This is a genomic window from Nocardia sp. PLKS1-43 (assembly GCF_059510335.1).
The window spans coordinates 30257-41661 of sequence record NZ_JCAJZQ010000013.1; the positions used below are offsets into that span (position 1 = coordinate 30257).

The following is an 11405-nucleotide window of genomic DNA, read 5'->3' on the forward strand; positions in this document are numbered from 1 at the left end:
CGCTGCGGCCAGCCAGCCTAGCACCGGTGTTACGGAAACAGCCATGCAGCGGCTCCCTGAGAACAGTTGGGCCTTTGCGCAGTGCATCAGTCCTGGCCGACCTGGCCACCCGGGCAGCGGGACTCGGAGACGAAGACCTCGTCGCTCGTGTCCATGAGTTAGGCCGCAAGATCCCACGGTGAGCTGTTACGACAGGGCTGTTCGACGCACTCCGAACTGGGTCGACCGGCACAGGCAAAGCCGGAGGAATAGTGCATGCTCGGAATACCTACTCTCCACCAGTAGTCCTGGGCCTGCGCAGCGGATGCTGTCCTGATCCCGAACCCGACGAGCACGGCGTGATCGGCCGGCATCTGATCCGCGGCCCCGTCTACAAAACCGCTACCGACGACGAAGGAAACCATATCTCCGCAGGCGTGGAACGCGACGTGCCGTTGGTCGCCATCACCCCGGTCGTCAACGCCATCCGCGTGCTGGAACGCATGGTCCCCGACGGGTACCTGCTGTTCGACAGCCGCCTCCACGACCGCAAGCAGGTCGCGGTTAGGACCGGCTCATTGAAAGACGCCAGCATCCGCGAGCGCATCGAAGATTTCCTCACCTGGGCAAACAAGCAAGCCCTCGCCCACGGCCTGGCCGAAGAAACCATTCCTGCGGACCCGCACGGGAACATCGGGATGATGCGCTTTCGCCGGTCCCTGGCCTGGCACATCGCTCGCCGCCCCAACGGCCATGTCGCACTCGCTATCCAATACGGGCACATGCGATCCGCGTTCGCGACCGGCGGATACGCTTCGCGCAGCCGCGGCGGCATCCACGACCTCATCGACATCGAGACCGTCCGCGCCGTCGCCGACACTGTCGCCGAACTTCACGACGACCTCCAAGCCGGCGGCGGTGTCTCCGGGCCTGCAGCACGCACCGCAATCACCGACGCTACGAAAGCATCCCGCTTTGCGGGCACGGTAATCAGTGCGACCACCGCGCGGCGCCTGCTGGCGAACCAGGACGCGATGATCTACGACAACCCCCAAGCAATCCTTCTGTGCCGCTACAAACGCGAACGAGCACTGTGCCACCGCGACGAAATCAAGGACACACCCAGCCTCGACCATTGCGTCCCAGGCTGCGGCAACATGATCCGCACCGACCAGCACGCGAGCGAATTACGCCGCCGCGCAAACCTTCTCACTCAACGCGCAGCGCACACACCCGGCCCACTCAGTGACCGGCTACGCGCCAACGCCGACAAGCTGCGCAATTACGCTGACACTCACGACCGCGCCCGCATCACACTAGCCAACGACACCGATAAGGACGTCGGATGAATCCCGCACCCGACGAGCGCGACCGTATTCGCGCCGCGATGGACCGCATCCTGGACGGCACACCCCAGCACTCCAACGGCGCACTGACCGTCGTCGCCCTGGCGCTGGAAGCCGACGTCCCGAGAAACGCGCTCACACAACGACACCCCGACCTGAGAAATGAATTCTATGCGCGCGCCGCGGTCCGCGGCGCCACGTCCGAAGCCGAAGCGCAGCTCCGGGCTACCATCGTGAAGCTCAAGAAGACGATCGCCAACAAGAACGCCGAACTCGCCCAGCTCCGCGCCGACGTCCCCGCGCTCGTGATCGTAGTCAACCAACTCACCCTGGAAAACCACCAACTCCGCGAAAAGCTGGTCCACCCGCGCGCCACCGTCGTCCCGATCTCCCGCCAGTCCACCTAGCCGAACACCCGTCACAACATCATCGGCCCCTGCTGAGCCCCTCCCGGTACCCGGCCAGCCCCCAGCCGCCCGACCGTGACACTGGTTCGCCCAGCAACGACACGGCCTGTCCAACGCTGAAGTCACGCTCTCTCACCGGCGGCAACACGGTCTTCCAGACGCCTGCCGATCAAAGAGTTCTTCACCCCGAACGGCGAGTCCGCCAACCGCATCGACCCGGAAGAGATTCGCGAGATCGCCCATCGAGGTTCTACGGCACAGATTCCGCGGCCAGCACGAGATCCGCTTCATCAAGTGTCTGCGCTGAAACCGCGGCGTCCGCCGTTGGGTCGAGTGATGCTCTGGCGCAGGCCCTTCGGACGGGTGCCCTGCGTGGACCAGGCCCGCCTGTCCCTGCAGCGAAGCACCCGTATCTGTGCGGGTTACGGCCTCAGCCGTGATAGGCCGACAGGTCGTAGGCGGTGACGCCGCCGAGCCGGATCGGCGTGAAATGTGCTGCCACCCAGCGTTTGATGTTTGTGTGGGCGGTGGGGCGGTGATCGGCGTGCACGACCAGGTAGTAGGTCACTTGGTGATCGCGGACGGCGTCGATGAATTGGTTCAGGGTGGGCACCGGGTCCTTGCCGCCGAATCCGCCGATCGCCATCACCGGTGTGCGGGAAGCCAATTCGAGTTCGGCTGCGTTCTCCGAATGGTCCACGGCCGCAGACCACTTCGAGTGCGTTCGGGTCAGCACAGCGAGCAGGCGGGGGTTCGAGGCCGGGCTCGGCCTGCCGTTGTCGTGGACCCTGGGTCCGGCGGTGAGCCGGATCTGGTGTGGCTGACCGAGGGTGGCGAGTGTGTACGCGGTCGAGCCACCGAGAGCGCCCACAGTCGCGGCGGCCAGCATCACGGCCGCGACGCGCCGGGGTAACAGCGGCAGCGCCAGTGCCGCGGCTGCGCATACCGATACCGCCAGCAGAATCCACCGCAATGGCGGCAACCACGATTCATCGCGGTGCAGCAGCCAGAATCCCCAGAAGCCCGAGACGAAAACCAGTGTAGCCGAACCGATTCGGCCGAATACGGTGTCGCGTGTCCGCCACATCTCACAGGCTCCGATCGCGGCCAGTGCGGCTACGGCGGGTGCGATCGAGAGTGTGTAGTACGGGATGACGATGCCGGTCATGGAGCTCAGCACGCCGCCGTCGATGATCAGCCAGAGCCCGAACAGAAGGGCAGCTGCCCGGATCGGGTCGGTGCGCGGCGCATGCCACCGTGCTGCCACCAGCAGGATCAAGGCCAACAGCGCGGTCGGTAGCAGCCAGCTGATCTCGGCGCCGAATTCACCGGTGAACAGCCGGGCCGGACCGGGTGGCACACCGTGGTGCACCGGTCCGCTCCAGTGCGGGCGATGCCCCAGCACGCGGCCGAATCCGTTGTAGCCCAGTACCAGATTCATGAACGAGTTGTTCGTGGACCCTGCCATGTACGGCCGCGAGGAAGCGGGCCACAGCATGGTCAGCGCCACATACCAGCCCGAGGACACTACCAGCGCCGCCAGCGCGGTGACCAATTGCACGATGCGGCGCCGGATCGGAGTGGGTGCGGCGACGAGGTAGGTCACGCACAGCGCCGGGGCCACCATCAGTCCCTCGAGCATCTTGGCCAGGAACGCGAAGCCCACCGCGATCCCGCCCAGCACCAGCCAGCGCGTACTCGCCGCCGGCAGCGCCCGGACCAGCGCGTAGACCGCGGCCGTCATCAGCAGCACCATCGCCGGATCGGGCTTGTCGAACCGGAACATCAACGCGGCCACCGGCATCAACGCCAAGCACGCTCCGGCCAGCAGGCCCGCCCCGGGGCCGGCCAGACGTCGCACCGCGCCGTACAGCACCGCCACGGTAGCCACGCCGATGAGCGCCTGCGGGACCAGCTCGGAGGCGCTGCCGAATCCGAACAACCGCGCCGAGAGCCCCATCACCCACTGCGAGACCGGTGGTTTGTCGACGGTGATGACGTTGTTCGGATCCAGCGACCCGAACAGCAGTGCCTTCCAGCTCCGCGTCGCCGACCACACCGCGGCTGCGTAGAACGCGTTGCCCGTGCCGTTGACGGTGATATTCCACAGATATGCGATCGCGGTGCCGCCGAGCAACAGGATCACCCCCAGCCGATCCCGGGGCCGCGGCGCGGTCGGCGTTGGTGGTGATTCCGGTGGCGGCGCAGTCAGCTCGGAGGAAGTCAGCACGCGGACCATTCAGGCACAGTCACCACCGAATGCGCTGTGCTCACCCGGTGAGAATCCTGAGCATCGCTGCGGTCACAGTTCGTCGGAATGTTCCGCGGCGGAATCGCTGATCTGCCAGCCGACGCTGGTGACGGCGGGTTCCAGGCTCAGCCTGCTGACCGCCGATTCCATCTGTCGGTCGTCGCGCTGTTCCCCGGTCAGCCGGGCCTGCACCTCCACTCGACCGGCGACTGTGCTGTTGCTGCTGGATACCGAGACCATCTGAAAGTCGGTGCGTGTCAATGCCTGGACCAGCAGTGTCCGCACTTGTGGCTCGTGTTCGTCATCGGTGGTTGCCGCGAACACATATGTCACCGACCGTTCGCTGCCGGATTCGGGATGACGGTCCACCGCACGCCCGGCCGCCCGCAGTGCGATGTTCACCACCACGACCGCCACCGTGCCGGCCACGGCGACGTCGAACATGCCCGCGCCCGCCAGCGCACCGACCGCCGCCGCGCACCACAACGTCGCCGCCGTATTGAGCCCGCGCACGTTCAGACCGTCCCGGATGATCACACCGGCGCCGAGGAAACCGATTCCCGAAACAATCTGCGCGGCAACCCGAGTGGGGTCGGCGCTGCCGCCGGAGAAGCCGTGCGCGGACAACAACACGAACAGCGTTGCTCCGGCTGCGACGAGCGCGTTGGTCCGCAATCCGGCCATGCGGGCCCGGTATTGGCGCTCGAACCCGATCACCGCTCCCAGCCCGACGCCCGCGCCGAGCCTTACCAGCATCTCCCAGACAGCCATCGCGATCCCTTCCCGACCAGTGCTCGCCCCTGCGCCGGAGACTACTGACCAGAATCCGGCACATCGGAACTCGTGATGACCATCTGGTGAACACTCGCGCTCCTGGAACGCCCGAGGAACCACAACGCCCCCATTCGATACAGCGTCGGCCCGATATCGCGTGTGCCCCTTGTTGTCAGGCCCGGACGTTGCCGAGGTCGGGTCGATCAGCGGGCTCGGCAGCCCCGGCCGGGGAACCGTGCCGTGCCCCCGGTGGGCCGGTAGTGTCCGCGTGGATGCGTGAGCATCCCGACAGCAGCCGCACCGAGGAGGGCCCGACCGGTGACCGACAGTCCATCCGCGACCACAGCGATCCCCGGGCACGGTGCGGGGGCGGGCAGTCCGGTTCGCCTGGCGCTGATCGTGGGCGCGTTGGGGGTAGTGTTCGGTGATATCGGCACCAGCCCGATCTACACCCTGCAGACGGTGTTCGATCCGCACGATCCGCATCCGGTTCCGGTCAGCAGCACCAACGTGTTCGGGGTCGTATCGCTGGTGTTCTGGTCGGTGACGATCATCGTCACCATCACCTACGTACTGCTGGCCATGCGCGCGGACCACGACGGTGAGGGCGGCATCATGGCCCTGATCACCCTGCTGCGGCGGTCGAGCGCATCGCGGGGACGACGCGTCGCGCTCGTGCTGGCGGCGCTGGGAATCTTCGGGGCCTCGCTGTTCTTCGGCGACAGCATGATCACTCCCGCGATTTCGGTGCTGTCCTCGGTCGAGGGGCTCAAGGTCGTGGAGCCTTCGCTGGAGCGGCTGATCGTACCGATCACCGCGATCATCATCGTGGCCCTGTTCCTGGTGCAACGGCGCGGCACCGCGGTGGTCGGGCGCATGTTCGGTCCGGTGATGATCGTCTGGTTCACCGCGATCGGCGCCTGCGGGATCGGCGGCATCGCCAGGAATCCCGAGATTCTGCGAGCACTGTCGCCGACGTATGCGCTCGGTTTCCTGTTCGGGCACTTCGGCACCGCCTTCTTCGCACTCGCCGCGGTCGTGCTGTCGGTCACCGGCGCCGAAGCCCTGTATGCCGACATGGGGCATTTCGGTCGCCGCGCGATCACCTGCGCCTGGCTGCTACTGGTATTCCCCGCCTGCATCCTCAGCTACTTCGGACAGGGCGCGCTGATCCTGGACGACCGGGCCAATATCGCCAGCCCCTTCTTCCTGCTCGTGCCCGGATGGGGACGTCTGCCGACGGTGCTGCTGGCCACCGCCGCCACCGTGATCGCCTCGCAGGCCGTGATCACCGGCGCCTATTCGGTCACCTCCCAGGCCGCGCAGCTCGGCTACCTGCCTCGGATGCGTATCACCCACACGTCCGAATCCACCATCGGACAGATCTACGTGCCGTGGATCAACTGGCTGCTCATGGTGTCGGTGCTGACGCTGGTGTTCGCCTTCCGCAGCTCCACCGCGCTGGCGTTCGCGTTCGGTATGGCCGTGACCGGCACGATCACCATCACCACTCTGCTGTTCTTCTATGTCGCCCGGGTGAAATGGCGAACCTGCTGGTGGCTGATCTCGCTCGGCGCGGTTCCGCTGTTGATCATCGACCTGCTGTTCGTCGCGGCCAACCTCACCAAACTCGTCCACGGCGCGTGGCTGCCGCTGTTGATCGCGCTCACCGCCTTCACGGTGATGACCACCTGGCAGCGCGGACGTCACGTTGTCACCGCGGAGCGGGAACGCCGGGAAGGTTCGCTGCGCGTATTCGTCGACGACCTCGCCGCCGGCAGGCCGCCCACCGTCAAGGTGCCCGGCACCGCGGTCTTCCTCAACCGTGGCAAGCAGACCGCGCCGCTGGCCATGCGCGCCAACGTCGAACAGAATCACGTCCGCCACGAACACATCGTGGTCCTGTCCATCCAGACCGAACCAGTCCCGCGGCTACTCGACGGCGAACGCATCGCCGTGGACAACCTCGGCCACGGCGACGACGGAATCATCCACGTCACCGCCCGCTACGGGTACATGGAGACACCGAATGTCCCGGCCGCGCTGGAGGGGATCGATCCCGCCGACACCGAGGGACGGCTCGATCTCGACGAAGCCTCCTACTTTCTGTCCAAGATCGAGCTGCGTGCCGGAGGCGCGCCATCCATGGCACGGTGGCGCAAGCGTTTGTTCATCGCCACCTCCTACCTCACCGCCGACGCCGCCGAATACTTCGGGCTGCCCCGCGAACGCACGGTCATCATGGGTTCACAGATCGAGATATGACCCGCGCCCGCGGCCATCCTGGCAGCGCGATCGTCGCGCTGCCAGACAAGGTCGTGATCACCGCTGGACGCGACAGCTCAGATCGAGCGGATCGAATTCCAGCCGCGATAGCCGACGAAGACCACGTCCTGGACATGGTTCGCTCTCGGCCTCCCCCTGGTGAGCACAGGCGAACCGCTCGCGTACCTGTTGAATTCCGGGGCGATGGGGGACCAGCGGCGGTCGGTCAGTGTGTGATCCTTCCTCGCATGATGTGTCGATACCCCGCCATGGTCCGATGCCTGGCCGAGAACCCGTGAATGTCTTGGCCGAGCGGGGTGAGGGAGGGCAGGATGAGGTTGTGCATGCGATGTGGGGCAGGCTGGCCGCGGCGGCGCTGCTGATGGGAACGGTGGCGGGGTGTTCGAACCATCCAGGATCGGGCGCGCCCGACCGGCCGGTCCAGGACCCGAATTTCCTGGCCGGGTGTGGGCCGCTGTCGGACCAGGTCATCGCGGCGATGGTCGGGGTGTCCGCGGTGCGGCAGCAAACCCAGCCGACGATGTGTACGTGGACCGGCTCGGCCCAAGCCGGCGGCGGGGTGCTGGTGGATGTGACGTACGCCTGGATGAAGAGCGACACCCTCGGGCGGGAGGCGCAACTGGCGGGCGAGAACGGTTACCGGGTCGAGAAGTTCGTGGAACGCAGGTTCGCGGGTTTCTACTGGCACGACCCGCGCGACCCGGGGAGCTGCGGGGTCAGCGCCGCCGATACCGGGGTGGTCACCTGGTGGGTGCAGAATCGCAGCCACACCACCAGCCCGACCGACCCGTGCCGCTCGGCGCTGACACTGATGAGCCAGACCCTGCTCGTGGACGGTATCTGACCGGAGCACCGAAGCGGCGGCGAGGCAGGGAGGCCTTCGCCGCCGCCACGGTACTGCGGTCAGCCGGTGATCTGCTGGACGATCTTCACCCCGACCAGGACGACGGCGATGAGCAGGTAACCACGCAGGGCGATCATGCCCGCGGTGCGCAGCGGCGAGAAGGCCGGCCGCTCGAGTGTGTCCAGGGCGGGGGCACGCCAGATGTCGCGGTCCTGCTCGAGCACGTGCTTGCGTTCGGTGCGGGTCAGCGTGGTGTCGTCGAGTTCCTCGATCTGGTCGGGATCCAGGCCACCCAACTCGGCCGCGGTCCGCTCGGCCGCCGCGCGCTCACCGCGCTGCTTGGCGAACGCGATGCCCAGACCGCCGAGTACCCCGACCACAGCGCCTGCGCCGAAGCCGATTTCGAGAATGCGGGTGGACAGGTGCGGGAAGAACGTCGCCGCGGTCAGGGCCAAGGACAGCAGGACCAGCGACCATACGATGATTCCGGCGACGATGTTCTGCCGTGTGGTATTCACCCAGGGCCCCAGTACTGCCTTGTCGTTGCACAGCAGCACCAGGAACACCGTGGCCGAGGGCAGCAGGACCCCGGCCAGGGCCTGCACGCCCTGGGTCAGCAGGCCCAGTACGTGGTCCGGGCTGAACGCGACTGCTGCCGAGATGGCCAGCAGCACTGCGTAACCGGCGTAGAACAGGGGCGCTTGGGTGATCTTCCAGTGCAGCGAGTGACGTTTGCCGAGGGTGTCCCCGAGAGCGTAGGTGGTGGCCAGGCCGACCGCGTTGGCGCCGATGAGGGAGGCGTCCAGCAGCAGGATCGCGAACAGGGCGCCGGCGGACGTTCCGAGGTGGTCGTGCAACCCCTGGGCCACGGCAGCGGCGTCGGTGAAGTTGCCGAACGCGGAGGGAGCCAGCCCGAACGCCGCAGCGGCCATGATCGCGATCGCACCGGCCATCACCACGACGATCCCGACCCACAGATCGATCCGCTCATACCGGATCCACCGCGGAGTGATGCGCTTGTCCACGATGTTGGATTGCTGGAAGAACAACTGCCACGGTGCGACGGTGGTGCCGACGATGGATACGATCACCATCAGCAGTGTGGAGTTCAAGCCACCGGGCAAGGACGGGATGATGCCCTTGGCGGTGGCAGAGACGCTGGGGTGCACCAGGAACGCCAGCGGGAACATCACGATGTTGATCGCGATCAGAGCGAACAGGAACCGTTCCCAGCGCCGGAAGGACCCGCCGGCGACCATCGCGAACAACAGCACCGCCGCCAGCGGCACCGAGATCCCGCGCGGAACACCGAAGTAGTTCAGTGCCAGGGTGACGCCGATGAATTCGGTGACGATGGTCAGCGCGTTGACGATGAACAGATCACCCACACTGAACGCGCCCCAGAACTTGCCGAAGCGCGCGAAGATCAACCGGGCGTGTCCGACACCGGCGACCGCGCCGAGGCGGACCACCATTTCCTGGTTCACGTACAGCACCGGGATCAACAGGGCCAGGGTCCATACCAGCGCCATGCCGTAGTTCTGCCCGGCCTGGGCGTAGGTGGCCACGCCACCGGCGTCGTTGTCGCCGACCATGACGATCAGACCGGGCCCGAGCACCGCGAGCAGCATCCGCAAGCGCTGCCAGCGGGTGCGGCCCTCGGTGGTGTCGTGCCGGCCGATTGTGCCCAGCGCACCGGTGATATCGCCGATGTGAGCGGAATCCAGGACGGCGCCGTGCGTCGTTGCGGTAGCCGTCGGGGAAACGTCGCTGGTGTTGCGGCGAGAGGTGCCGCCGGAGAAGGAGACCATCGCGGTTACTTCCATTTCATGAAATCACATGTAGCAGTGCAAATCCCGGGACCAATCGCCCGATCGGGGGCGGTTCGGACCTGTCGGGAATGAGCTGCTACTGGCGTCCTGCCGGTGGCCGAGGCTCGCCGGGACTTGCTTCATCAGGTGGTGGAGCGGTTGCGGGCGCACCGGTGGCGGTACCGGTACGCACGGCACATCCGATGCGGCCGAGTTGGTTTCGGCTGCTGCGGAGTTCAGGGGTGGTGGTGGCCGCCGAGGGATGCGGTGTAGAGCGGGTATTGGCCCCTGTGCGCTCAGTTGCTGGCGACCGATGCCCGAGCCGAGGTGGGCTTGGGGGTGTTCTGCATCTGGAAGAATTGGATCGCCGACCCGATTCCGACTGGCACGCCCAGCAGCACGGTTCCGGCGGCGGCGCCCAGAGCGATCCCGGCGGCCGCGCCGGCCAGGCAGCTGCCCACCCAGCCCGGGACGAAGATCGGGGTCATCAACACGGCGCCGACGACCGCGCCCGCGACGCATCCGCCCACACCGCCGACGATGGTGCCGATCAGCGCACCGGCGCCGGTGGCCAGGCCGAACTGGTTCGCTGCCCGCCCGACGTTGGTGTCGAAATCGGCCTGCGCGTCGACTGGCCGGACGAGCCCGGCGGGCGGTGTCGCGGGCATGGTCACCGGTGTGGCGGTCGCCGGGTCGAGGCTGGGGGTCAGGGTCGCGGTGTTGCCCTCGACGCGCGCGGCGATCGGGAACTGCTTGCCGCCGAGCTGGTAGGCCAGCGGAAGTCCCGCGACGATCGTGCCGGTGGGGTCCAGCACCTGGAACTGTCCGTCGCGGGTGGTCAGCGAGCCCAGATCGGTCGTGATGAGCACAGAGCCACCGACCCGGTCGGCGGTCCAGTGGATCCCCTGCTGCGGGGTGCCGTGCTGGGCTGCCACCGGATTCGGCCGCACTGGGGTGGCGTGGGAGTCGGGCACGTCGAGACCGAAGACGCCGAGTACCACTGCGGCGGCGACGGTGTAGCTGGTGAGCTTCCTCATGAACAAGCCTTTAATGTTTCGGGGCAACGACTTGTGCGGTGCGCGTGCGGCATCGACAGACGTGGAATGACGCAGCCATGTCTGCAATGAATGATTTCGGCGGATTCCTAAAAACCTATGCCGAGTTCCGTATTTCGAAAAATGGCAGCACGAATTGTACGTCCGGCATTACGCCTCGGACGCGATCGAGAAAGGTGATGTCAGTGTTGTGTGCTGTGTGTCGGCCCGGATCGCGGGGGGAGCGACTCGGGACTCGGATGCGGACTATCGCCGGGGCCATGGTCGTCCTCACCTCCTCGGGGCCGGGGCGCGCGGGGGCGCCGTCACCAGTGCACACGAGGATTTCGCCGCGGCAGACGCCGGTGGCGGGCACCCCTCTCGTCAGAGCTTCGGCACTGCACGACGTATCCCGCCACCAGGGCGGGAAGCCGCTTGGGATCACCCCTTAATCCGGGGAGATCTGTCCTAACCCTGGGCGTCTCTCGACGTCGTCGGATCAGCGGCCTGTGTTCGTACAGGAGCCTCGCCTAGCGAGGTGCTGTTCAACGTTCATCAGCGTGACATCCCCGGCTGGGTTCGTCAAATCGGGAAATGGCTGTCGCTGAAGAATTATTCGCGGTATGGACATCCACTGCTGACCGTATTCGCTGCGCGGAAACTCCGAACAGGG

General features: G+C 66.6%; 8 protein-coding genes and 1 riboswitch. Of the genes, 4 read left to right on the forward strand and 4 right to left on the reverse strand.

What is annotated here, in order from left to right; translation table 11 throughout:
- Positions 1-338 precede the first annotated feature (338 nt).
- Both AC5WS7_RS32705 and AC5WS7_RS32710 read left to right on the forward strand, forming a co-directional pair.
- The gene (locus AC5WS7_RS32705) at positions 339-1328 is read left to right on the forward strand and encodes a hypothetical protein (protein ID WP_495958477.1); all 990 of its coding nucleotides are present in this window, start codon (positions 339-341) and stop codon (positions 1326-1328) included.
- Entirely contained in the window at positions 1325-1732 is a 408-nt protein-coding gene (locus AC5WS7_RS32710; RefSeq protein WP_495958478.1) for a hypothetical protein, read from the forward strand. Before AC5WS7_RS32705 ends, AC5WS7_RS32710 begins: the two co-directional genes overlap by 4 nt.
- Positions 1733-2162: 430 nt before the next feature.
- Here AC5WS7_RS32710 and AC5WS7_RS32715 read toward each other — a convergent pair whose 3' ends face one another.
- Complete coding sequence (locus AC5WS7_RS32715; RefSeq protein ID WP_495958479.1) at positions 2163-3971, reverse strand: ArnT family glycosyltransferase; 1809 nt, start codon at positions 3969-3971, stop codon at positions 2163-2165.
- A 63-nt stretch (positions 3972-4034) separates the two neighbouring features.
- The gene (locus AC5WS7_RS32720) at positions 4035-4754 is read right to left on the reverse strand and encodes an MgtC/SapB family protein (RefSeq protein ID WP_495958480.1); all 720 of its coding nucleotides are present in this window, start codon (positions 4752-4754) and stop codon (positions 4035-4037) included.
- A 351-nt stretch (positions 4755-5105) separates the two neighbouring features.
- Between AC5WS7_RS32720 and AC5WS7_RS32725 the strand changes: the two genes are divergently transcribed.
- Together AC5WS7_RS32725 and AC5WS7_RS32730 are read left to right on the forward strand one after the other, a co-directional pair.
- Positions 5106-7022, forward strand: coding sequence for a potassium transporter Kup (locus tag AC5WS7_RS32725; protein ID WP_495958639.1), 1917 nt, complete (start codon positions 5106-5108; stop codon positions 7020-7022).
- Between the two features lie 349 nt (positions 7023-7371).
- Entirely contained in the window at positions 7372-7887 is a 516-nt protein-coding gene (locus tag AC5WS7_RS32730; protein WP_495958640.1) for a DUF3558 domain-containing protein, read from the forward strand.
- 59 nt (positions 7888-7946) lie between these two features.
- Here the strand turns inward: AC5WS7_RS32730 and AC5WS7_RS32735 are convergent, their stop codons facing one another.
- Positions 7947-9698, reverse strand: coding sequence for an NRAMP family divalent metal transporter (locus tag AC5WS7_RS32735; RefSeq protein WP_495958641.1), 1752 nt, complete (start codon positions 9696-9698; stop codon positions 7947-7949).
- A gap of 296 nt (positions 9699-9994) precedes the next feature.
- Positions 9995-10735, reverse strand: a complete 741-nt coding sequence (locus AC5WS7_RS32740; protein WP_495958481.1) for a DUF8020 domain-containing protein — start codon at positions 10733-10735, stop codon at positions 9995-9997.
- 366 nt (positions 10736-11101) lie between these two features.
- A riboswitch (M-box (ykoK) riboswitch) is annotated at positions 11102-11277 on the reverse strand.
- Positions 11278-11405 lie beyond the last annotated feature (128 nt).

Excerpts from the sequence above, each read along its gene's own strand:
- AC5WS7_RS32710 (WP_495958478.1), top strand. The coding sequence starts at position 1,325 with ATGAATCCCGCACCCGACGAGCGCGACCGTATTCGCGCCGCGATGGAC.
- AC5WS7_RS32715 (WP_495958479.1), bottom strand. The coding sequence starts at position 3,971 with ATGGTCCGCGTGCTGACTTCCTCCGAGCTGACTGCGCCGCCACCGGAA.
- AC5WS7_RS32720 (WP_495958480.1), bottom strand. The coding sequence starts at position 4,754 with ATGGCTGTCTGGGAGATGCTGGTAAGGCTCGGCGCGGGCGTCGGGCTG.
- AC5WS7_RS32730 (WP_495958640.1), top strand. The coding sequence starts at position 7,372 with ATGTGGGGCAGGCTGGCCGCGGCGGCGCTGCTGATGGGAACGGTGGCG.
- AC5WS7_RS32735 (WP_495958641.1), bottom strand. The coding sequence starts at position 9,698 with ATGGTCTCCTTCTCCGGCGGCACCTCTCGCCGCAACACCAGCGACGTT.
- AC5WS7_RS32740 (WP_495958481.1), bottom strand. The coding sequence starts at position 10,735 with ATGAGGAAGCTCACCAGCTACACCGTCGCCGCCGCAGTGGTACTCGGC.